The organism is Phreatobacter sp., assembly GCF_022843985.1.
GTDB lineage: Bacteria > Pseudomonadota > Alphaproteobacteria > Rhizobiales > Phreatobacteraceae > Phreatobacter.
In genome coordinates this window covers 1-21,255 of the sequence record NZ_JALHMP010000039.1, presented here as the reverse complement: position 1 = coordinate 21,255, position 21,255 = coordinate 1, and the positions used below count along the sequence as shown (strand labels likewise).

Annotated in this window: 24 protein-coding genes and 1 pseudogene; 9 read left to right on the top strand and 16 right to left on the bottom strand. The window is 68.2% G+C overall.

From position 1 onward, the window contains the following. Nucleotides 1-66 precede the first annotated feature (66 nt). Together Q0C57_RS19550 and Q0C57_RS19545 are read left to right on the top strand one after the other, a co-directional pair. Nucleotides 67-699 (top strand): tetratricopeptide repeat protein, encoded by a 633-nt coding sequence (locus Q0C57_RS19550; protein WP_296579138.1) that lies wholly within the window; start codon nt 67-69, stop codon nt 697-699. A gap of 34 nt (nt 700-733) precedes the next feature. Continuing rightward, nucleotides 734-1,720: an alpha/beta hydrolase gene (locus tag Q0C57_RS19545; RefSeq protein ID WP_296579136.1), complete on the top strand. Its 987-nt coding sequence runs from the start codon at nt 734-736 to the stop codon at nt 1,718-1,720. Nucleotides 1,721-1,742: 22 nt separating this feature from the next. On the opposite strand, the gene pyk is transcribed toward Q0C57_RS19545, so the two are convergent. Beyond that, nucleotides 1,743-3,176, bottom strand: a complete 1,434-nt coding sequence (gene pyk, locus Q0C57_RS19540; protein ID WP_296579134.1) for a pyruvate kinase — start codon at nt 3,174-3,176, stop codon at nt 1,743-1,745. Nucleotides 3,177-3,307: 131 nt separating this feature from the next. Beyond that, a complete protein-coding gene (locus Q0C57_RS19535; protein WP_296579132.1) occupies nt 3,308-3,925 on the bottom strand; it encodes a YqgE/AlgH family protein in 618 nt (205 codons plus the stop codon). 122 nt (nt 3,926-4,047) lie between these two features. Here Q0C57_RS19535 and Q0C57_RS19530 point away from each other — a divergent pair, with 122 nt between their 5' ends. Beyond that, on the top strand, nt 4,048-4,890 hold the full coding sequence (locus Q0C57_RS19530) for a protein-disulfide reductase DsbD domain-containing protein (RefSeq protein ID WP_296579131.1): 843 nt from the start codon (nt 4,048-4,050) through the stop codon (nt 4,888-4,890). A gap of 114 nt (nt 4,891-5,004) precedes the next feature. After that, nucleotides 5,005-5,490 carry a peroxiredoxin gene (locus Q0C57_RS19525; protein WP_296579129.1) on the top strand — a complete coding sequence of 162 codons (486 nt, stop codon included), beginning with the start codon at nt 5,005-5,007 and terminating at the stop codon, nt 5,488-5,490. Nucleotides 5,491-5,575: 85 nt separating this feature from the next. On the opposite strand, the gene Q0C57_RS19520 is transcribed toward Q0C57_RS19525, so the two are convergent. From Q0C57_RS19520 to Q0C57_RS19455, 14 genes and pseudogenes are all read right to left on the bottom strand, one after another. After that, nucleotides 5,576-6,097: a cupin domain-containing protein gene (locus Q0C57_RS19520; RefSeq protein WP_296579114.1), complete on the bottom strand. Its 522-nt coding sequence runs from the start codon at nt 6,095-6,097 to the stop codon at nt 5,576-5,578. A gap of 85 nt (nt 6,098-6,182) precedes the next feature. Continuing rightward, entirely contained in the window at nt 6,183-6,659 is a 477-nt protein-coding gene (rnhA, locus tag Q0C57_RS19515; RefSeq protein WP_296579112.1) for a ribonuclease HI, read from the bottom strand. Continuing rightward, nucleotides 6,656-7,618 carry a homoserine kinase gene (locus tag Q0C57_RS19510; protein WP_296579110.1) on the bottom strand — a complete coding sequence of 321 codons (963 nt, stop codon included), beginning with the start codon at nt 7,616-7,618 and terminating at the stop codon, nt 6,656-6,658. The genes rnhA and Q0C57_RS19510 overlap by 4 nt, the downstream gene beginning before the upstream one ends. 11 nt (nt 7,619-7,629) lie before the next feature. Further along, nucleotides 7,630-7,857 carry a type II toxin-antitoxin system HicB family antitoxin gene (locus Q0C57_RS19505; protein WP_296579108.1) on the bottom strand — a complete coding sequence of 76 codons (228 nt, stop codon included), beginning with the start codon at nt 7,855-7,857 and terminating at the stop codon, nt 7,630-7,632. Then, nucleotides 7,854-8,105, bottom strand: coding sequence for a type II toxin-antitoxin system HicA family toxin (locus Q0C57_RS19500; protein WP_296579106.1), 252 nt, complete (start codon nt 8,103-8,105; stop codon nt 7,854-7,856). The genes Q0C57_RS19505 and Q0C57_RS19500 overlap by 4 nt, the downstream gene beginning before the upstream one ends. A gap of 3 nt (nt 8,106-8,108) precedes the next feature. Next, nucleotides 8,109-9,068 (bottom strand): 4-hydroxy-3-methylbut-2-enyl diphosphate reductase, encoded by a 960-nt coding sequence (gene ispH / locus Q0C57_RS19495; RefSeq protein ID WP_296579104.1) that lies wholly within the window; start codon nt 9,066-9,068, stop codon nt 8,109-8,111. A gap of 64 nt (nt 9,069-9,132) precedes the next feature. Continuing rightward, nucleotides 9,133-9,417: a DUF4031 domain-containing protein gene (locus Q0C57_RS19490; RefSeq protein ID WP_296579103.1), complete on the bottom strand. Its 285-nt coding sequence runs from the start codon at nt 9,415-9,417 to the stop codon at nt 9,133-9,135. 9 nt (nt 9,418-9,426) lie between these two features. Continuing rightward, nucleotides 9,427-10,791: an AarF/UbiB family protein gene (locus Q0C57_RS19485; RefSeq protein ID WP_296579101.1), complete on the bottom strand. Its 1,365-nt coding sequence runs from the start codon at nt 10,789-10,791 to the stop codon at nt 9,427-9,429. A 71-nt stretch (nt 10,792-10,862) separates the two neighbouring features. Next, entirely contained in the window at nt 10,863-11,246 is a 384-nt protein-coding gene (locus Q0C57_RS19480; protein ID WP_296579100.1) for a type II toxin-antitoxin system death-on-curing family toxin, read from the bottom strand. Further along, nucleotides 11,243-11,503 (bottom strand): AbrB family transcriptional regulator, encoded by a 261-nt coding sequence (locus Q0C57_RS19475; protein WP_296579098.1) that lies wholly within the window; start codon nt 11,501-11,503, stop codon nt 11,243-11,245. The genes Q0C57_RS19480 and Q0C57_RS19475 overlap by 4 nt, the downstream gene beginning before the upstream one ends. A 63-nt stretch (nt 11,504-11,566) precedes the next feature. Next, nucleotides 11,567-11,797 (bottom strand): annotated as a pseudogene (locus Q0C57_RS19470) (ester cyclase); the annotation flags it as partial. Nucleotides 11,798-11,827: 30 nt separating this feature from the next. Further along, nucleotides 11,828-11,980 (bottom strand): hypothetical protein, encoded by a 153-nt coding sequence (locus tag Q0C57_RS19465; RefSeq protein ID WP_296579096.1) that lies wholly within the window; start codon nt 11,978-11,980, stop codon nt 11,828-11,830. Then, nucleotides 11,980-13,713: a M3 family oligoendopeptidase gene (locus tag Q0C57_RS19460; protein WP_296579177.1), complete on the bottom strand. Its 1,734-nt coding sequence runs from the start codon at nt 13,711-13,713 to the stop codon at nt 11,980-11,982. Before Q0C57_RS19460 ends, Q0C57_RS19465 begins: the two co-directional genes overlap by 1 nt. Nucleotides 13,714-13,995: 282 nt before the next feature. Beyond that, nucleotides 13,996-14,676 (bottom strand): class I SAM-dependent methyltransferase, encoded by a 681-nt coding sequence (locus Q0C57_RS19455; RefSeq protein WP_296579093.1) that lies wholly within the window; start codon nt 14,674-14,676, stop codon nt 13,996-13,998. Between the two features lie 192 nt (nt 14,677-14,868). On the opposite strand from Q0C57_RS19455, the gene Q0C57_RS19450 reads away from it, so the two are divergent. The 5 genes from Q0C57_RS19450 to Q0C57_RS19430 form a co-directional block, all read left to right on the top strand. Continuing rightward, on the top strand, nt 14,869-15,693 hold the full coding sequence (locus Q0C57_RS19450) for a UDP-2,3-diacylglucosamine diphosphatase (RefSeq protein ID WP_296579090.1): 825 nt from the start codon (nt 14,869-14,871) through the stop codon (nt 15,691-15,693). 13 nt (nt 15,694-15,706) lie between these two features. Next, nucleotides 15,707-16,723, top strand: a complete 1,017-nt coding sequence (locus Q0C57_RS19445) for a glycosyltransferase family 1 protein (protein ID WP_296579086.1) — start codon at nt 15,707-15,709, stop codon at nt 16,721-16,723. Between the two features lie 122 nt (nt 16,724-16,845). Beyond that, complete coding sequence (locus Q0C57_RS19440; protein ID WP_296579085.1) at nt 16,846-18,327, top strand: sigma-54 dependent transcriptional regulator; 1,482 nt, start codon at nt 16,846-16,848, stop codon at nt 18,325-18,327. Between the two features lie 139 nt (nt 18,328-18,466). Then, a complete protein-coding gene (locus Q0C57_RS19435; protein ID WP_296579083.1) occupies nt 18,467-20,113 on the top strand; it encodes a L,D-transpeptidase family protein in 1,647 nt (548 codons plus the stop codon). 238 nt (nt 20,114-20,351) lie between these two features. Beyond that, nucleotides 20,352-21,255 (top strand): DUF882 domain-containing protein (locus tag Q0C57_RS19430; protein WP_296579081.1); only part of this gene is annotated, 904 nt, incomplete at its 3' end.

Genomic DNA, 21,255 nt, shown 5'->3' with positions numbered 1-21,255 from the left:
GGGCGCTCACGCGCCTGTCATCATCGCGACATTGACCGTCGCCGTTTCATGGACCACCCTCGTGGCATGACTCGCGCGGCGGTTTTTCTTTGTCTGGTCCTGGCCTCGTCCGCTCCCGCGCTGGCGCAGGTCACCGGGCCGACGCCGCCGGCTGCGACCCCTGCTCCGGAGGCCGCGCCGGCTGCCAATGTTGTGCCGCCCTCTTTCGCCTCGGAGCGGGCGCGCCGGCTGGACGAGCTCTACAGCCGCCTGCGCGAGGCCGAGGGCGCGCGACAGGCCCGTGCCATCGAGGCGCAGATCGGCATGGTCATCGCACAGACCGGGTCCGATACCGCAGACCTGCTCATGGCCCGGGCCCAGCAGGCCATGCAGCAGCGGCAGGCCGACCTCGCCCTGTCCCTGCTCGATTCGGTCATCGACCTCTATCCGGCATCGGTGGAGGCCTGGAGCCGGCGGGCGACATTGTATTTCGCGCGCCGCGAACTCGGACGTGCGATCACCGATATCGAGCATGTCCTGCGGCTCGAACCGCGCCATTTCGGCGCCATGGTCGGCCTCGGCATGATGTTGCAGCAACTCGGCGAGGACAAGGCGGCGCTGACCGTCTTCAAGCGCGCCATGGAGATCAATCCGCATATCGAGCGGGTACCGCAGATCATCAAGCGCCTGCAGCCGATGGTCGACGGCGTCGAGCTCTGACGATCCGCCGGGCCCTCGCCGACGTAATCCCGCCATGGTCGGTCTGGTCGAACCCCTTATCGCCGCAGCGTCCGTTCCCGCCGCCCTGGCGGGCTGGACGGTCTGGCGCGCCCGCGCGATCTCCCGCGCCTTCGCGCCGGAAGGCCGTTTTGTGCCGACGCGGGCGGGACGGCTGCACCTGATCGACCAAGGCGAGGGCGCGGTCCCGGCCGTCTTCCTGCACGGCGCCTCCGGATCGGCGCTGGCCTGGCGCCCGGCGCTCGGCGCGGGGCTTGCCACCCTCGGCCGCACGGTGCTGGTCGACCGGCCAGGGCATGGCTTTTCGGAGCGGCAGGCCGGCCGCGCCGCCGCCCGCCTCGACCACCAGGCCGGGGCGGTGATCGATGCGCTCGACGCCCTCGGCATCACCCAGGCGGTCGTCGTCGCCCATTCCTGGGCCGGGGCACTCGCCTGCCGGCTCGCCCTCGACCATGCCGACAGGGTCGCCGGTCTCGTGCTCATCGCTCCGGCGACCCATCCCTGGCCCGGCGGCGTGCATTGGTATTACCGGGTGGCGGCGAGCCGGCTGCTCGGGCCACTCTTCTCGTGGACGCTCGCCCTGCCGGTCGGAGAGGCCTGGATGGGGCGCAGCATCGCCGGCGTGTTCAGCCCGCAATCCATCGACACCGGCTATGCCGAGAGCGCCGGCATTCCGCTGGTGCTGCGGCCGGCGCAGTTCATGGCCAATGCTCAGGATGTCGCCGGGCTGCTCGTCCAGGTGCGCGACCAGGCGCAGCGCTACGGTGCGATCGCCTGCCCGGTGACGGTGATCTCGGGCGACAAGGACGGCGTCGTCTGGACCCATCTCCATTCGCTGGGCATGGCGCGCGACGTGCCGCAGACGAAACTGATCGTGCTCCCCGATGTCGGCCACGGACCTCACCACGCCGATCCCGCGCTGGTGACGGCGGAGATCCAGGTCCTGCAGCAGGGACGGGGCGAGACCCGTCCGCTCCTGCACGGGCGGGCGCCCGTCGCCTGATCTGCCGTTCGTCGCCGGCCCGCTAGATCTCCACCACTTCCGAGCCGACGAAGGCAATGCGCAGCATATTGGTGGCGCCGGGCGTTCCCAGCGGCACGCCGGCGACGACGATGATGCGCTGGCCGGGCTTGGCAAAGCCGTCCTGGAAGGCGAAGCGGCAGGCGCGGCTGACCATGTCGTCGAGATCGCGGGCATCCTGGGTGACGACACAGTGGACGCCCCACAGCAGGGCCAGCCGGCGGGCTGTGCCGATCTTCGGTGTCAGGGCGATAGTGATGGGCTTCGGCCGCTCGCGGGCGACGCGCAGGGCGGTCGAGCCGGACATGGTCCAGCAGACGATCGCGGACAGGTCGAGCGTCTCGGCGATGTCGCGGGCGGCCAGCGCGATGGCGTCGGCGCCGGTGGCCTCGGGCTCGGCGCGCTGGCCCTGGATGACAGCGCGATAAGTGGGGTCGGCCTCCACCTCCTCGGCGATGCGGTTCATCATCGCCACCGCCTCCTCCGGATATTGGCCGGCGGCGCTCTCGGCGGAGAGCATGATCGCGTCGGCGCCCTCGAAGACGGCGGTGGCGACGTCGGAGACCTCGGCACGGGTCGGCACCGGGGCGGTGATCATGCTCTCCAGCATCTGGGTCGCGACGACGACCGGCTTGCCGGTCCGGCGGGCCTGGCGGGTGATCTGCTTCTGGATGCCCGGCACCTTGGCCATGGGCATCTCGACGCCGAGATCGCCGCGGGCGACCATCAGCGCGTCGGCGATGTCCATGATCTCGGCGAGGCGGGCGACGGCCTGGGGCTTCTCGATCTTGGCCATGACGGCGGCGCGGCCGCGCGCCACCTTCTTCACCTCGGCGACATCCTCCGGCCGCTGCACGAAGGACACGGCGATCCAGTCGACACCGGCGTTCAGCGCGGCATCGAGGTCGGAGCGGTCCTTCTCGGTGAGGGCGGAGACGGGAAGATCGGTGTCGGGGAGGCTGACGCCCTTGCGGTCGGAGAGCTTGCCGCCGACGACGACGCGGCATTCGGCGCGGGTCGGCGAGCATTTCACCGCGGTGAGCGTCACCTTGCCGTCGTCGAGGATGAGGCGATGGCCGGGCTCGAGCGCGCCGAGGATCTCCGGATGGGGCAGATGGACGCGCGTCGCATCACCCGGCTTCTTGTCGGAATCCAAAACGAAGGAGGCGTCGTTCGCCAACGTGACCGGCCCGTCCTTGAAGGTGCCGACGCGCAGCTTGGGCCCCTGGAGGTCTGCGAGGATGCCGATCGGGCGCTGCTGCTCATGCTCGATGGAGCGGATCGTCTCGACGAACTCCCGGAGCTTGTCGTGGGGCGTATGGCTCATGTTGATGCGGAAGACATCGGCTCCCGCCGTGAAGAGGGCGGCGATCTGATCCCGGGACGAGGATGAAGGTCCGAGTGTCGCGAGAATCTTGGTCCGGCGCTGGCGTCGCATCTGTCGTATTGTCTCCCTGGGGGACGATCCTAGACCGTTTCGCGCCGGCGGTGCGAGAGGGCGTGGCATCGGGATGGCGCGATGCTGCGACCGTGGCGTGACGGGTGGCGAGTAGGTTGAATTCTGGTGCTTCAGGCGTGGCCGGCGTCACGCGACAGCATCGCCGGATCAATGCCGATCTTCCGCATGGCGCGATCATATTTGGTCTCGACGTCAGACCCGAAGATGAGATCGGGGTCGGCGGGGCAGTGGAGCCAGCCGTTCGACTGGATCTCGTTCTCCAACTGGCCGGCGCCCCAGCCGGCATAGCCGAGCGCCAGGATGGCGCTGGACGGGCCTTCGCCCGTGGCGAGCGCCTTCAGGATGTCGAGCGTTGCGGTCAGGCAGATGCCCTCGTCGATCGGTAGCGTCGAGTTCTCGATGTAGAAATCGGAGGAATGGAGGACGAAGCCGCGGCCGGTTTCCACCGGCCCGCCGCGCAGCACGCGAATCGCGTCGACCCGTTCGGGCAGCATGATCTTCTGCGTCTCGGGGATGATGTCGAGCTGCACCAGCAGGTCGGAGAACGCAAGATTGGTGGCGCTCTGGTTGACGACGATGCCCATGGCCCCGTCGGAGGAATGGGCACACATGTAGATGACGGTGCGCGAAAACCGCTCGTCGCGCATGGTGGGCATCGCGATGAGCATCTGACCGTCGAGATAGCCGCGGACGCTGTTGCGCCCTCCGCGTCGGGGAATTGCTGCCATGGGCCACGCTAACCCGGAATGGTGAAAATTGCCACCCGTCGGGGCGTCCCCAGTCCTGCCGACGGTGCATCTTCAACGGAACGTCAGTGGCCAAAGCCGGTTCCGCCCGCTACAGGCGAGGAATGCTGGACCGCCGTGCCCTCCTCTCCGCTCTGGCCGTCGTCGGCGCCGCTGCCCCGGCCTCGGCGAACCGTGCGGCGTCGGCGAGCCCCTCGGCATCGCCCTGGTCGCGCGACACCAAGTCCGCCGTGCGGCTGGTGCGCGGTGGCCTCGACGGCGGGGTTCACCGTGCCGGTGTCGAGATTACGCTCGATCCCGGCACCAAGACCTATTGGCGGACGCCGGGCGATTCCGGGGTGCCGCCGGCCTTCGACTGGTCGGGTTCGGACAATCTCGGCGATGTCGCGGTGGACTGGCCGGCGCCCATGCGCTTTTCCGACGGGAACGGTTTTTCCATCGGCTACCAGACCTCGGTCATCTTTCCGCTGCGCGTGCAGCCGCGTGATCCGTCCCGTCCGGTCCGGCTAGTGCTGAAGCTCGACTACGCCGTCTGTGACCAGATCTGCATCCCGGCCAAGGCGACCGCGACGCTGGCGCTGGTGCAGGGATCCGCCGATCCTGCCGTTACTGCAGCGCTGGCCGGCTTTGTGGCGCGGGTGCCGAAGCTCCAGGCCGAAGGTTTGGCGCTCGCCCTTGAGGGTGTCGAGCGTGGCGGCGATCATCCCGTGCTGCTACTCAGCGCCGCGGTCGATGCGGAGGCGGCGGCTGACCTCTTCGTCGAGGGCCCCGACAGCCGATGGGTTCTGCCGCTTCCCGAGCCGACCGGATCGGCCGGCACGGAGCGGCGCTTCCGGCTGGTGATGGACGGCGCACCGCGGGGCACCGAACCGCTGGGCCATGAACTCACCTTCACACTGGTCTCCGGCACGCGCGCCCTGGAAATGCGGCTGACGCCGCCGCGCTAAGGCTTGCAGCGGACCCCTCGACGCCCGCCGTGCGAGGCACTAGATGATGGGGGCCTTCCCCCGCGCGGCATCGTGCCGCGGGGTTCACACGCGCCATCCTCCAGGAGTTTCCCCATGACGATCCAGGTCGGCGACAAGCTGCCGGAAGCGACCTTCCGCACCATGGCCGCGGACGGGCCTGCCGCCCGCACGACGGCGGAGATCTTCGCCGGCAAGACCATCGTCCTCTTCGCCGTGCCGGGCGCCTTCACGCCCACCTGCCACAAGAACCATCTGCCGGGCTTCGTCGCCCATGCCGAGGCGATCAAGGCCAAGGGCGTGGACGGCATCTTCGTCACCTCGACCAACGACGTCTTCGTGCTCGACGCCTGGCAGAAGGCGACCGGCGCCGTGGACAAGGTCGGTATCCTCGCCGACGGCAGCGCCGAATTCGCCAAGGCCGTCGGCCTCGACGCGGACATGGGCGCTTTCGGCATGGGCATCCGCACCAAGCGCTATTCGATGATCGTCAAGGACGGCGTCGTGACGGCGCTGAACATCGAGGACGGCCCGGGCAAGGCCGACCTTTCGGGCGCCGAGGCCCTGATCAAGCAGCTCTGAGAGGCGCAGCCGGTCTGACCGGCGCCTGCCTTTGTGCTTCAACGCCGCCCCGCGCCGGAAGGCCCGGGGCGTCGTCGTCGTCGTTTCAGAAGCCGAAGACGCCGATGGCGCCGAGGAGGCCGATGCCGACGAGGGGCACGCCGGCGCGCATGGCATAGGTCGGCGCGGCGCCGGGCAGGCGCTGGCGCAGGCGCTCGACGAGGCGACCGGCCTTGCGGGCGGCACGCAGCGGCAAGGTGATGGCGGCGGGCAGGCTGTCGCGGCAGATGGCATGTTTGCGCACGTAATGCGGCACATGCCAGGTCGCCCAGGTGCCGGCGCGGAACAGGGCGGCATCACCCGGCCGCAGGGTACGTTCGGCGACGCCGTCGCCGGCGACCACGACCTCACCCTCGATGATGTGGACGATCTCGTCGCCGCCGAAATACCAGCGGAAGCGGCCGGCGGTGCAGTCCCAGACCATGGCGGAGGTCGTGCCGTCGGAGGAATCCGACCAGTGGCGGCAACGCGCGACGGGGCTGCCCTCGAGCACCCATTCGGGGCGGATCGGGGCGGGGTCGAGGTCGAGATCGGCAAGGCTCGCGGCGGAGAAGGGCGGCCTGGACATGGTCGTCTCCTGTGTCAATCCGGGACGCTTCGCCCGGTCGAACAGGGCCCTCGCAAGAGGCTTGCCGATTCTCACGCCGGCGTGATCAGCCCTTGCCCGGCTTGAACGGGGCCATGCCCTCGCGGGCGAGTTCGTCGGCGCGCTCGTTCTCGGGGTGGCCGGCATGGCCCTTCACCCAGTGCCAGGTGATCCGGTGCAGGTCGGCGACGTCGTCGAGCCGCTGCCAGAGCTCGGCGTTCTTCACCGGCTTCTTGTCGGCGGTCTTCCATCCGTTGCGCTTCCAGCCATGGATCCAGGTCATGATGCCGTTCTTCACGTACTGGCTGTCGGTGTGGAGATCGACCTCGGAGGGGCGCTTCAACGCCTCCAGCGCGCTGATGGCCGCCATCAGTTCCATGCGGTTGTTGGTGGTGACGGCCTCGCCGCCCTTCAGTTCCTTCAGCGTGTCGCCATAGCGCAGGATGGCGCCCCATCCGCCGGGGCCGGGATTTCCCGAACAGGCGCCGTCGGTGAAGATCTCGACGCTGCGGGCCGTGGCGGGGCGCGATGCGGGGGCGGTCATGCGAGGCCATATTCGGTCGGGGAGGCGACCTTCTGATGGAAGCGCAGCTTCTTCAGATACTCGATCGGATCCTTCGGGGTGACCACGGCGCCCGCCGGCACGTTGAGCCAGTCCACCAGCCGGGTGAGCAGGAAGCGCAGCGCCGAGCCGCGCGCCAGGAGCGGCAATGCCGCCTTTTCGGCCTCGTTCAACGGCCTGACAGCCTGATAGGCGGCGATCATGGCGGAGCCCTTGGCGAAATCGAACTCGAAATCGGCCGAGAAACACCAGGCGTTGAGGCAGATGGCGAGGTCGTAGGCGAGGATGTCGTTGCAGGCGAAGTAGAAGTCGATCAGCCCCGACAGCTCGTTGTTGAGGAAGAAGACGTTGTCGTTGAACAGGTCGGCGTGGATGACGCCGGTCGGCAGGGCCGTCGGCCAGGTCCGCTCGCAATGGTCGAGTTCGGCGGCGATGGTCGCGGCGAGATCCGGCGCCACGGTGTCGGCGCGGTCGCTGGCCCTGTCATAGAGCGGTCGCCAGCCCGGCACGGAGAGGGCGTTGACGCGCGTGATGGCGAAGCCCTGTCCGGCGAGGTGCAACTGGGCCAGCGCCCGGCCGACGGCGGCGCAATGATGCACCTGCGGGCGGCGGATCCACATGCCGTCGAGGAAGGTGACGATGGCGGCGGGACGCCCGGCGAGTTCACCCAGCGTCTCGCCCGAGCGCATGTGCACCGGCTGCGGGCAGGTGAGGCCGCGGGCGGCGAGGTGCTCCATCAGGCCGATGAAGAAAGGCAGGTCGGCCGGAGCGACGCGCTTTTCGTAGAGCGTCAGGATGAAATGGCCGGCGGTGGTGTGGAGCAGGAAGTTGGTGTTCTCGACGCCCTCGGCGATGCCCTTGAAGGACAGGAGTTCGCCGATGTCGTAGCGCGCGAGATGGACCGAGAGCTCCTCGGCGGTGACATCGGTATAGACGGCCATGGGAAGGGCTTTCAGGCGGCTCTGCTGGAAGAGCCCGGCTTGTAGCGCGGCGGTGGGATGGCGTCACCGTCTTCCATCGCAATCTGCAGCCATTGCGCGATGGCGACCTGGATGGAACGGGCTGCGTCCTCCGGCGTGGCGCCATGGGCCGAGCAGTAAGGCAGGTCCGGAACGTCCGCGGTCCAGCACTGGTCGGCCTCCGACCATGACAAATTGATATGGTATCGGGGCGCGGTCATCGCTCGTCCAACGTGAGGTCGTGGGTATCGACAATAGCCAGAAACTGGCGGATTTGGTACCGCTTCGCGTCCTTGCCGTCGGACTGGACCGACAGCTTGACGCCGCTCCCCTCGTGTTTCCAGAGCCGGTGGCTACCACTCGTGGCGCGGAGCCGGAAGCCGCAGGCGGCGAGAAGCGCCTCGAAATCCCGGAATGACAGGCTGCTGCCGGACCGCGCCGCTGCCATGAGTTTGGCAGCGCGTCCCATGGTTCAGGCCGCCGCGTCGGGGCGCAGCTGGCGGGGCAGGGGGAAGAAGACGCTCTCGTCGGCGGTGGAGACGGTCTCGACCGACACCGTGTAGCGCGCAGCGAAGGCCTCGATGATCTCCTCGACCAACACTTCCGGAGCGGAGGCGCCGGCGGTGATGCCGAGGGAGGCAATGGACCCGAAGCGGGTCCAGTCGATATCGGCGGCGCGCTGCACGAGGTCGGATACAGCGCAGCCCTCGCGTTCGGCCACCTCGCGCAGGCGCTGGGAGTTCGAAGAGTTCGGCGCACCGACGACGATCATCGCCTCGACGAGCGGGGCGACCCGCTTCACCGCCTCCTGGCGGTTGGTCGTCGCATAGCAGATGTCTTCTTTGTGCGGGCCGACGATGGCCGGGAAGCGCTGGCGCAAGGACTCGACGATCTCGCGGGTGTCGTCCACCGACAAGGTGGTCTGCGTCACGAAGGCGAGAGCCTGGTCGTCGCGGGGCGTGAAGGCGCGGGCATCCTCCAGCGTCTCGATCAGTGTCACCGCGCCCGGCGGCAACTGTCCCATGGTGCCGACCACTTCGGGATGGCGGGCATGGCCGACGAGCACCACCTCGCGGCCGCGGCGGTGGTGGATCTCCGCCTCGCGATGCACCTTGGTGACGAGCGGGCAGGTGGCATCGATGGCGAGGAAGTTGCGCTCCTGGGCGGCGGCCGGCACCGATTTCGGCACGCCATGGGCCGAGAAGATGACGGGAGCTGCGGTCTCCGGGATCTCGTCCAGTTCCTCGACGAAGATGGCGCCCTTGGCCTTGAGCCCGTCGACCACGAAGCGGTTGTGGACGATCTCGTGGCGGACATAGACCGGCGGGCCGTACAGCTTCAGCGCCTGTTCGACGGCATCGATAGCGCGCACCACGCCGGCGCAGAAGCCGCGCGGCGAACAGAGGAGGATCGTGAGGGGGGGCTTCGACAAGCAGCTCTCCGGATCGGGATGTCCCGGTTTCGGGGGTCGCGGCGCGCCTGTCAAGGCGAGGCGTTCAGGCGGCGCGCGCGGCCTGGGGACGCGGCAGCCGCACGCGGCGGAAGACGGCGACGATCTCGTGCCGGGTGCAGGGGATGGCGCCAAGAGCGATGGCGCGGCGGCGCTCAAAGGCGGTGAGGTCGTAATGCGGGGCGCTGGTCTTCGGCGGGCCCTGGTAGATCAGGGGGTGGACGCCCATGTCGCGGGCAAAACGATGCAGTTCCTCCTCGCTGTCGGCGAGGAGATGGCACCATTTCAACCCCTGCCAGTGCCAGATCGCATCGTCCACATAGACCGCCACGGCAGGTCCTCAGGCGGCGAGAAGGCCGGCGGAGCCGAGAGCGACCTGCTGGCGGGCGGTGACCGCCTCCAGGCTGAACCGGTCGATCTCCTCGTTGAACATGCGGTAGAAGTTCAGCTCCGCCCTGAGGTGCAGGAAGACGCCGCCGAGACCGATGGCGGCGCGGTCCATCAGCACGAATTCCTGCGGGATGGTGACGGGGCCCTTCTCCTTCAGCGCCTTGTGGACGGTGAAGGCCTCGCGCCGGCCGTACTGGCCGGGCGAGACACCGTCGGCGATGGAGCGCACGCGGTCGTCGAGCAGCGGCCCGTAGATGAAGCGCGCCCACAGATTGAGGATATCGATGAGGTCCTGGTTGAGATTCTTGAAGCCCCAGGTCTCGTAGGCGTGGACGACCCGGGCCTCGTCGTTCTCCTCAAGGCCCTTGTAAAGGTCGATGACGGCGCCGATGAAGCGCGGCGGGAAGATGCGAACGCAGCCGTAGTCCAGGAGGTTGATGCCGCCGGGTTCGCCGTTCTCTTCGAAGACGGTGTAATTGCCGAGATGCGGATCGCCGTGGATGACGCCGATGGCGGCGAAGGGATGCCACCAGGCGCGGAACATGGCGGTGGCGAGCCGGTTGCGGATGGCGAGCGTCTGATCGACATGGGACAGCATTTTCGTGCCGTCGAGCCAGGACAGGGTCAGCAGGCGGCCGGTGGAGAGTTCGTGCCGGATGGTCGGCACGCGGATCAGCGGCTCGTCGGCGAGGACCTCCTGGTAGAGCGCGGCATGCTTGGCCTCGCGGCGATAGTCGAGTTCCTCGCGGACCCGCTCGCCGATCTCCTTGATGATCTCGCGGGTGTCGATGGCGCTGTCCATGCGCCGCTGGATGGCGAAGAGCACCTCGAGCTGGGAGAGATCGGCCTCCACGGCGGACTGCATGTCCGGATACTGGAGCTTGCAGGCGAGCGCCATGCCGTCATGGGCGGTGGCGCGGTGGACCTGGCCGAGGGAGGCTGCTGCGGCAGGGATCTTGTCGAAGCTGGCAAAGCGCTTCTCCCAGTCGGCCCCGAGCTCGGCCATCATCCGGCGCTTGACGAAGGCCGGGCCCATGGGCGGCGCGTCCGACTGCAGCTTCTGCAATTCCTCGGCATATTCGGGCGGCAGGACCTCGGGGATGGTGGCGAGGAGCTGGGCGACCTTCATGATCGGCCCCTTCAGGCCACCGAGCGCGCGGGTGAGGTCGGCGGCGTTCTTCTCGCGGTCGAGACCGGTGCCGAAGAGACGGGCGGCGGCGATGGAAGCGGCCGCGCCCGCGACATTGGTGCCGACGCGGGCATAGCGCGACAGGCGTCCGGTCAGGCGATTGGCTTCGTCGTCGCGCGGCGGCATGCAGGCTCCCGGGGATCAGGGTCGAGAGCAGGACATAGTGCGGGAGGGGTCGGGTTTCGAGGGGGCCGGGATCAGGTCGGCCAGTTGTCGCGGATCCAGCGGGTCAGGCCTTCCTCGCCGACCTCTCCGGCAGCGAGGGCGAGGATGATCGCCGCGATCTCCGCTTCCGGAACGTCGAAATCGATTCCGTTCAGATCAAGGAACACGACAAGTGCGAGCAGCGCGGCGCGTTTGTTGCCGTCGACGAAAGGGTGGTTGCGGGCAATTCCATAAGCATAGGCCGCGGCGAGGTCAGCCAGTTCCGCGCCCTCATAAGCCCATTTGTTCCGCGGGCGGTCGAGCGCCGATTCGAGCATTCCTCCATCGCGGATACCGGGCGGTCCGCCAAATTCGCGCAGTTGCTTGTCGTGGAAGGCGATGACGAGCTCAGCGGAAAGCCAGACCGGCTCGGTCATTTGGCAAGCTCGGCAAGGGCGTTCCTGTAGCGCTTGATGGCCCTGCCGGCGCTTTCCATGCCCTTGGCGAAATTCGGATCGCGCGCCGAGAGGCTCAACGAGCCGTCGGCGAGTTCAGCGACATGCAGCTTGTCCCCCTCCTGCAGGTTCGTGCGCGCGAGCAGTTCCTTCGGCAGGATGACGCCCATGGAATTGCCGATCTTGCGGACCTGCAGGACGAAGCCTTCCTGCTCCACCTTGCGCGGCTGTTCGTTCATGGCATCCTCCTTCGTTGTACAGAATGTATAACACGCGGAGGTCAGCCGGTCATCCCGCCTTGCTCAGCCGGACGCATTCGCCTTCAACTGCTCGATCAGCCCGTGGACGTCGCCGAGCACCCAGACGTCGCGCACCTTGTCGCCCTCGAAGGTGAAGAAGGGGGCGCCCGCCCAGGCCACGTGTTTGCCGGTGGGTGCGAAGCCGAACATGTCCCGGCGGTAACAGCCGTGGAAGCGCAGGCGCCCTGCCACCTTGTCGCCCTGCTCGACGAGGTCAAGGATGTCGCTCGTGTAGCCGCCGAGCGCGCCGGTGACGAAGTCGACCTAGCCCGCGAACTGCTCGTGCCCCACCAGGACCGGTCCCAACGATCCCCGGAAGGTGAAGTCCAGGTGGAAGATGCCGGGGACCAGGCTCTTGTCGGCGTGATCCCACACCTCCTTGTAGAAGCGGGTGACGACGGAGATCTGGTGGGACATCACCCTTCCATCGCCTCCAGCTCGTCGATCAGGCGGGCAATGACGCCGAGGCCGCCCTGCCAGAAGGCGGGGTCACGCGCGTCCAGACCGAATGGCTCCAGCAACTCGGCATGGTGCCTGGTGCCGCCCGCCGCGAGCATGGCGAGGTAGCGCTCGGCGAAGCCCGCATCGGCCTTCTCGTAGACCGCATAGAGCGAGTTCACCAGGCAGTCGCCGAAGGCATAGGCGTAGACATAGAAGGGCGAATGGATGAAGTGCGGGATATAGGCCCAGAAGGTCTCGTAGCCCGGCTTCAGCTCGATGGCGGGACCAAGGCTCTCGGCCTGAACGCTCATCCAGGCGGTGGAGATGGAGTCCGCAGTCAGTTCGCCGTCGCGGCGTGCGGAGTGGATTTTCCGCTCGAAGGAATAGAAGGCGATCTGGCGGATCACTGTGTTGATCATGTCCTCGACCTTGGAGGCGATGAGCGCCTTTCTCTGGACGGGTTCAGTGGTCGCTTTCAGGATCGCCTTGAACGTCAGCATTTCCCCGAAGACCGAAGCGGTCTCGGCGAGCGTGAGCGGCGTCGGCGCCATGAGTGCGCCGTTGGGGGCAGCCAGCACCTGGTGGACGCCGTGGCCGAGTTCGTGGGCGAGTATCATCACGTCGCGCGGCTTGCCCTGGTAATTGAGCAGCACAAAGGGATGGGCCGAGGGCACGGTCGGGTGGGCGAAGGCGCCGGGCGCCTTGCCCGGCCGGACCGGCGCATCGATCCAGCCCTCGTCGAAGAAGCGGCGGGCGATGGTCGACAGTTCCGGCGAGAAGCCGGCATAGGCGGAGAGCACCGTGTCGCGCGCCTCGGTCCAGGCGATGGTACGCTGCTCGACCTTCGGCAGCGGGGCGTTGCGGTCCCAGTGCGGCAGGGTCTCCTTGCCGAACCAGCGGGCCTTCAGCTTGTAGTAGCGGTGGGAGAGCGAGGGATAGGCGTCGCGGACGGCGGCGACCAGTGCGTCGACCACCTCGCGCTCGACACGATTGGCGAGGTGGCGGGAATCCGCCACGTCCTCGAAGCCGCGCCAGCGGTCGGAGATTTCCTTGTCCTTGGCCAGCGTGTTGGTGATCAGCGCGAAGGTCCGCAGGTTCTCGGCGAAGGTCGCCGCCAGCGCCTCGGAGGCCTTGCGGCGGTTGTCCTCGGCCGTGTCCTGCAGCAGGTTCAGCGCCGGCTCCAGCGGCAGTTGCTCGCCGTCGATGTCGAAGCGCAGGCTCGCCATGGTCTCGTCGAACAGGCGGTTCCAGGCGGCGCGCCCGGTCATGTTCTTCTCGTGGAACAGTTTCTCGATGCGGTCGTCGAGCTGGAAGGGCTTGTCCTTGCGGATGTCCTCGAGCCAGGGCCGGTAGCGGGCAAGCGGCGGCAGCGCCACCGCCTGATCGATCAGCCCGTCCTCGATGCGGTTTAGTTCCAGGGTGAAGAACAGGAGATGCGAGGAGGTGGCGGTGATCTTCTCCTGGATGTCGCCGTAGAACTTCGCCCGCGCGGGATCGGTCGTGTCGCCGGCATAGACGAGGCCGGCATAGGAGGCGAGGCGGCCGAGCAGGTCCTCCAGCGCCTCGAATCGCGTCACCGCGGCGGCCAGCACGGCGGCGGCGCCGGCGCCGCGGGCGATCTCCTCCAGCCGGCCCTTGTAATCCGCCTCGAAGGCGAGGGCCTCGGTTTCGGCACGGTAGAGGTCGTCGGCGACGGCCGGGGCATCCATGCCGGCATAAAGGGCCGTCAGGTCCCATTCGGGGAGGGCACCGAGGGCCTCGACGCGCTTTTCGCGCGCCGCCGCGTTCTTCGAGCCGGCGTCGTTGACTGAACGGCGCATGGAAGCCTCCTGACGGTCGAACCCAGGGGGCTGGTATGGGCAATGCCACCGGCCGGATCAACGTGGTGCTTGGTCGGTAGGGCGTTCCAGGCTGTGGCCGTTGCCCTTTAGCAACGCCGTGCCCGGATACCGGTGGTCCGTATGCCTGGCGCAGCCGGTGGGGGCGCTGATTCAGCCCGCGGCGGCGAGGCGGGAGGCCGCGCGCTCGCCCTCGGCCAGCTTGCGGAAGCGGACGAGGGTATAGACGCCGAGAGGGGCGACCCGGCGGCGCTCGGCCACCGCGACGCCGCCATGGGCCTCGGCCCAGGCCTGCAGGCGCTGGAAGGGGAATTCGGGCCTCAGGCCGAAGGTATGGGCGTGTTTGGCGAACCAGCGCTCGATGGCGGCGGCGAGGCCGCGCTCCGAATAGAGGTGGTTGACCAGGATGATCTCGCCGCCCGGCTTCAGCACGCGGGCGCATTCGTCAAGCACGCGCTCGGGCCGCTCGACCAGGGTGATGACGAACTGGGCGACGACGCCGTCGAACATCGCGTCGGGATAGGCGAGGTCGTGGGCGTCCATGACACGGACCTCCCTGACATGGGGAAAGGCGCCGGTGGCCATGCGCTCGCGCGCCCTGGCGATCATCGGCTCCGAGAGGTCGATGCCATAGACCGCGTGGCTGGCGTCGTAATCCTGGAACGACAGGCCGGTGCCGACGCCCACCTCGAGGATGCGGCTGCCCGTCTGCTTCACCGCCGCTGTGGCGGCGCGGCGACCCTTCTCGAAGACCGGACCGCAGACGGCGTCATAAATCGGCGCCCAGCGTGCATAGGCACGTTCCATCGTATCCCGGTCGAGATCCCCAGCCATCCGGCACCCCCGTCAAGACCTGCGGGGCGTTCCTCGACTTGTGACAGGCCCCCCGATCTGGCCAGCGCTAGCAAGGCTCGGCGACAGTTGGACGACAGGACCGAGCGTCGCTTCGCCGCGCCTGTCACAAAAGCGCAAGGCGAATCTGGTCTTTCTCCCCGCGACAGGGCAGAAGCGGCCGGGAGCCGGACCATGGTGCAGAAGCGGCACAGGGCGATATTCATATCGGACGTCCATCTCGGCGCCCGCGGTGCACAGGCGCCCCTCCTGATCGACTTCCTCCGGCATAACGACGCCGACGTCATCTATCTGGTCGGCGACATCGTCGACGGCTGGCAATTGCGGCGTGGCTGGTACTGGCCGCAGGCGCATAACGACGTGGTGCAGAAGCTCCTCAGGGCCGTGCGCAAGGGCAGCCAGATCTACTACCTGCCGGGCAACCACGACGAATTCATGCGCGACTATTTCGGCACGCATTTCGGTGGCATCGAGGTGATGGACCAGATCGTCCACGAGGCCGCCGACGGCAAGCGCTTCCTCGTCATCCACGGCGATGCCTTCGACGTGGTGGTCATGCATGCACGCTGGCTCGCCCATCTCGGCGACTGGGCCTATGACGCGGCGCTCTACTGCAACCGCTGGCTCAATTTCGTGCGGCGGCGGCTGGGACTGACCTACTGGTCGCTATCGGCCTGGGCCAAGTTCAAGGTCAAGAAAGCGGTCAATTTCATCGGCGCCTTCGAGGAGGCGCTGGCGACCGAGGCCCGGCGCCAGAAGGTAGACGGGGTCATCTGCGGCCATATCCACCACGCCGCCATCAAGGACCAGGTCGGCATCCGTTACATGAACTGTGGCGACTGGGTGGAAAGCTGCACCGCCCTGGTCGAGGGCTATGACGGGCGCTTCGAGATCATGCGCTGGACCGAACTGGTCGCGGCGCCGGGACTTGCCGATGCCGACAGCCACGAGGTCGGCCTGCCGATCGCGCTGCCGGGCCGCTCGCGGGTGAATGCCTGAGCGGGAGGCCGCCATGCGCCTGGCGATCGCCACCGATGCCTGGACACCGCAGGTTAACGGAGTGGTGCGCTCGCTGAAGGAGACCGCCGCGGCGCTGACCGGGCTCGGCATCGATGCCCGCTTCGTCACCCCCGAGGGGCTGCCGACCTGGCCGATGCCGACCTATCCTGACATCCGCCTCGCCTTCGGTGCCGGGAGCGCCATCGCCGCCCGGCTCGATGCGCTCGCGCCCGCGGCGCTGCATATCGCCACGGAAGGACCGGTCGGCCATGCGGCGCGACGCTGGGCGCTGGCGAGGGGACTTGCCTTCACCACCAGCTACCATACCCGCTATCCCGAATATGTGCGGGCCCGGGCGCCGATCCCCGAGGCGCTGACCTATGCCTGGCTGCGGCATTTCCACGGTGCGGCCGTCCGCACCATGGTACCGACCGAGACCATGCGGCGGGAGCTGGCTGGCTGGGGCTTCGCCAACCTGGCGGTGTGGTCGCGCGGTGTCGACACTGCTCTGTTCCGGCCGCGGGCGGGGGCCAGTCTCGACCTGCCCGGCCCGATCATGCTCAGCGTCGGACGTCTCGCGGTGGAAAAGAACCTGGAGGCCTTCCTGTCGCTCGACCTGCCGGGCACCAAGGTCGTGGTGGGCGACGGGCCGCAGCGCGCCGAGCTCGAGCGGCGCTTTCCCGAGGCGGTGTTCCTCGGGGTGAAGACAGGCGAGGACCTCGCGGCCGTCTATGCGGCGGCGGACGTCTTCGTCTTCACCAGCCGCACCGACACTTACGGCAACGTGATGCAGGAGGCGATGGCCTCGGGCGTGCCGGTGGCGGCCTTTCCGGTGCCGGGTCCCCTCGACGTCGTCACCGATCCCAAGGTGGGCGTGCTCGACGAGGATCTCGCCGCGGCGATCGCCGGCGCCCTCGTCCTCGACCGCGGCGCCTGCCGCGAAGTTGCCGAAAGCCGCACCTGGGAGGTGGCCGCGCGCCAGTTCACCGCCGCGCTGGCGCCGTTTTCCCTCGCCGCACGCGCCGCCTGAGGGCGCCTCACCGGGCCTGATCCGTTCGGGATCAGGCCGTTAGAGCCACGTTAACCGGCCCTTAAGCGGCAACCACCACCCTCTCCCGAATCGAGACATCCGCATCCCCGGGAGTGCATGCCGTGACGACCATCCTCATCTGCGACGACGATCCTGTTCAGCGCCGTCTGGTGGAGGCCATGGTCCGCAAGTTCGGTTATGAGCCGCGCCTGTGCGAAAACGGCGAGCAGGGCCTGCAGATTCTCCTGTCCGAGGGCGATTCGATCGATCTGGTCCTGCTCGATCTGGTCATGCCGGAGCGCGACGGCATGGGCGTGCTCGCGGCCATGCGCGAGGAAGGAATCGTCAAGCCGGTCATCGTCCAGACCAGCCAGGGCGGCATCGACACGGTGGTCAACGCCATGCGGGCGGGCGCAACCGACTTCGTCGTCAAGCCGGTCGGTGCCGAGCGCCTCGCCGTCTCGATCAAGAACGCCCTGAAGACCGAGGCCCTTGTCGCCGAGGTGCAGCGCCTGAAGCGCAAGGCCGAGGGCACGCTGACATTCAAGGACATCATCACCCGCTCGCCGCGGATGCAGCCGCTGCTGAAGATGGCCGACAAGGCCGCCGCCTCGATGATCCCGGTGATGATCGAGGGCGAGAGCGGCGTCGGCAAGGAGCTGCTGGCGCGGGCGATCGCCGGATCGGGCGAGCGCCGGGCCAAGCCCTTCGTCGCCGTTAACTGCGGCGCCATCCCGCAGAATCTCGTGGAGAGCATCCTGTTCGGGCACGAGAAGGGCGCCTTCACCGGCGCCACCGACAAGCATACGGGCAAGTTCGTCGAGGCCCATGGCGGTACGCTCTTCCTCGACGAGGTGGGCGAACTGCCGCTGGAGACGCAGGTGAAGCTCCTGCGTGCGATCCAGGAAGGCGAGGTCGATCCGGTCGGCGCCAAGCGCCCGGTCAAGGTCGACATCCGCATCGTCTCGGCCACCAACCGCGACCTCATCCAGGCGGTGAAGGACGGGCGGTTCCGCGAGGACCTCTATTACCGGCTCTGCGTCTTCCCGATGACGCTGCCGCCGCTGCGCGAGCGCGCCGAGGACATTCCCGACCTGACGCGCCATTTCCTCGCCCGCATCGCGGCCGAAGAGGGCAAGCGCATCCGTGGCATCCAGCCGGCCGTCTTCGGTCTGCTTGGCGCCTATCCCTGGCCCGGCAACGTGCGCCAACTGGAGAACGCCGTGTTCCGCGCCGTCGTCCTCTGCGACGGCGACGAACTCTCCATCGCCGACTTCCCGCAGATCGCCGCCCAGGTCGACGGCTACGACGTGGTGGTGCCGCTGGCGCCGCAGGTGCTGATCGCCTCGCCAGCGCTCCAGCCCGCCCTCGCGGCCCAGCCCGCGATGATCGTTCCGGGGGCCTCCATCGCCCTGGTCGATGCGGCCGGGCATGTCCGCCCGATGGAGGAGATCGAGACGGAGGCGCTCAAGTTCGCCCTCGATCACTATCGCGGGCAGATGTCGCAGGTCGCACGGCGCCTCGGGATCGGCCGCTCGACCCTTTACCGCAAACTCAAGGATCTGGGGCTGGAGGAGCCTGCTGACGCGCCGGAGGAGGTGTGACTGCAAATCCTCGCAGGCGCCGATTTCAGCCGCGATGAAGCGATCGTGGGTTGATCGGCACCGTGCCGCATGATCGAAAAACGTCAGTTATGCCAGAGGCGTTCCGCTCCGGATTCGTCCGACACCCGAGGAAACCACGATGCGTCTGCGATCGGCCTTCCTTGCCTGCACCCTGATCGGCTCAGGATCGCTGGCAGTGGCGCAGGCCGATCCGTCGGAGCGGTTCACTCTCGCCGGATGGGAGGTCGAACAGGCCATCCCGCGCCCGCCCGTCGATCTCGTCGCGCCGCTCGCCCCGCGTGATTTCGGGCTCGACGCCTTCCCGGCGCCGCCGATCCTCGCCGAGGCGCCCAATGCCGACGACGAGGCACCGGAAACGGTTCAGGCACCGGCGGTGCCGCAGCCGACGGAAGCCGATTTCGCGGCGCTTCCCGATGACCCGCCGAGCCTCGTTGAGGACGGCCAGCCCGACCCGGCGATCACCACGCAGCGCGTCGCCCAGCAGTTGCGGATCCTGCTGGCGCGGCCGGGCGGCGAGCGGGCGCTGCAGCAGCAGTTCAACGTCTTCTACGGCGGTCGTGGCTACGCCCCGCTCTTCGTCCGGGACGGGGTCGTCTCGCCCCGCGGACAGGCCGCCCTGACCCGCCTCGGCCAGGCCGGTGAGGACGGTCTCGATCCTGCCGCTTACCGGATTCAGCTGCCCACGGGTCCGCGCACCGCCGAGAGCGTCGCCCGCCTCGAACTCGCGCTGGCCCGCGCCGTCGCGCTCTACGCCTCCCACGCCTCGGGCGGCCGCACCGACCCCAAGCGCCTGTCCGGCTATTTCGACGTCGCGCCGCCGCGGATCGATACAGCCGCGGCGCTTGATGCCGTCGCCCGCGCCGAGAGCGTGTCTGCGGCGCTGGAAGCCTTCAATCCTCCCCATCTCGGGTTCCGCCAGTTGCGCGCCAAGCTCATCGAGATGCGCGGCGAGCGCCGCGAGATGACCACGACCGAGGCGACTCGCCGCCACGCCCTGCGGGAGCGTGACCTGATCGCCAATCTGGAGCGCTGGCGCTGGCTGCCACGCCGGCTCGGCGACACCCATATCTGGGTCAATTCGACCGAGGCCCATGTCAATGTCGTCCAGGGGACCGAGGTCATCCACCGCACCCGCGCCGTCGTCGGCCGGGCCGAGACGCAGACGCCTGTCTTCTCCGATGCGATGAGCTTCATCGTCGTCAACCCGTCCTGGCACGTGCCGCTCTCGATCGTCCGCCGGTCGATGCTCGGGCCGGCGACCCGCAACGGCGGCGGCTATTTCGCCCGCCGCGGCATCCAGGTGACGCAGGGCGGCCGCATCGTCGATGCCTCGACGATCGACTGGGCCTCGGCCAATGTCGGTCGCTTTTCGTTCCGCCAGCCGCCGGGAACGGCGAATGCGCTGGGCCGCATGAAGTTCATGTTCCCCAACCGCCACGCGATCTACCTCCACGACACCCCCTCGCGCGGAGATTTCAGCCGCGCGAGCCGGACGCTCTCCAATGGCTGTGTCCGGGTGCAGAATCCCGAGGAACTTGCGACGCTGCTGCTCGGCATCGCGCAGCCGGGGGAGATCTGGACCCTCGGGCGTCTGCGTAGCCTTTACGGAACCGGCGAGCGCTCGGTCCGCTTCCGCCAGACCATTCCAATCCACCTCGTCTATTTCACGATGACGGTGGATTCCAGCGGCGAACTGGTTGAGCTGCCCGATATCTACGGCCACAATGCCCGGGTTCGGACCGCTCTCGCGGGCGGCCGCGGTTAGGGTTCCATTGACCAAGGTGGGAGGCAGGCGGGGTGGGCTGGCATGATTTCGCCACAGTTCCTGCCTACCGGTCACATATCCGTGAGCGGCATCGTGGTTGTCGATCCGTTGACGGTCCTCAGGGTTCTTTAACCGATCCTGACGATGATACGTTCACCATGAGCCTCGTCGACGGGCTCACGAACCGTCTTTCGGTCAACGATAGAGCCCTGTCATAGTGTCCTCAGCCCAACGATCAGTGCCTGGCCGGGTCCCGCGCATCGCGCTGCGCGTCGCGGCCTCCGCCGCTCTCGGCTTTGGACTTCTGATCGCTATCAGCAATTCGACCCAGACCGTCGTCGCCAATGGCGACACGCGGACGCTGTCGATGCTGCACAAGCACACGGGCGAACAGATCCTCATCACCTTCAAGCGCAACGGCCGCTATGATCAGGACGCGCTGAACAAGCTCAACTGGTTCCTGCGCGACTGGCGCCGCGACGAGCCGACCCGGATGGACCCGCATCTGTTCGACATCGTCTGGGAGGTCTACCGTTCGGTCGGAGCCCAGTCGCCGATTCACGTGGTCTCGGCCTATCGCTCGCCCGGCACCAACGCCATGCTCCGTCGCCGGTCCCGCGGCGTCGCCCAGCAGTCGCGCCACATGACCGGCCAGGCGCTCGACTTCTACATTCCCGGTGCCTCGATGACCCGCGTCCGCGAGGCCGGCCTTCTGCTGCAGCGCGGCGGCGTCGGCTTCTATCCAGGCTCAGCCAACCAGTTCGTCCACATGGACACCGGCTCCGTCCGGCATTGGCCGAAAGTGTCGCGCGATTATCTGGCCCGCCTCTTTCCCGACGGCCGCACCGTTCATATTCCTGCCGACGGCCGTCCGCTGTCCGGGTTCGATACCGCACTGGCCATGGTGCGTTCGCGCGGCGGCACCGCCTCGCGGTTCTACAATTCCCGCGCCGACGAGAGCGCCACGTTCGAGGACGACAGCGACCGCGGCGGCGTGATCCGCCAGCGCAGCAATTCGATGGGCCTCTTCGCAGGCCTGTTCGGAGGCGGCGACCAGCAGCAGCCGCCGCGCCGCCAGACCACCCCGCCGCCGGCGGCTCCCGCACCGGCCGCCGTCGCGCCGGCTCCGGCACCCGTCGTCG